The sequence below is a fragment of the Burkholderia sp. MR1-5-21 genome (genome assembly GCF_053427715.1).
Map to the genome: position 1 here is coordinate 1 of NZ_JBSAXD010000115.1, position 592 is coordinate 592.

Annotated in this window: 1 protein-coding gene; it reads left to right on the top strand. The window is 59.1% G+C overall.

Features of this window, described 5'->3' with window-relative positions; genetic code table 11:
• Positions 1–592 (top strand): hypothetical protein (locus tag ACV229_RS40660; RefSeq protein WP_448088667.1); only part of this gene is annotated, 592 nt, incomplete at both ends.

Sequence of the window (592 nt, forward strand, 5' to 3'; positions counted from 1 at the left end):
TCGACAATACGTCGGGCAAGATCGGCAATGACGCAGGCAGCGGTGGCAGTGTGTCGATTCAGACCGGCACGCTTGCGAACCAGAATGGCGCGATCGGCAGCGATCAAGACCTGATGTTGACCACGGGTACGTTGACTGGCGACGGTTCGATTATCGCTGGTCGCAACGGTACGATTACCCTCGGCGGCGACTACACGCAGACAACGAAAAACAAGCTTCATGCGAACGGCGACTTCACGTTCACCACATCGGGCAAGCTGACGAACCAAGGCGTGCTGGATGCGAACGGCGCGCTTACGGTGAATGCGACGAACGTCGAAAACCGGAGTGGCGCGGGTTTGAATTCGGCGGCGACGACGGTCAACGCGAATAACGGCACGATCGATAACGCGGGCCGCATCGAAGGCGATGCGGTCACGACCAATAGCGCGACGTTGAACAATACGGGAACCGTGATCGGCAGCAACGTCACGGCGAACGCGAATACGATCACGAACACCGGAGCCGCTGCCGTCTTCGCTGCCGCCAATCAGTTGAATCTCTACGCAACGAATCAACTGTCGAACACGGGCGGCGCGAGCCTGTTCAGCGT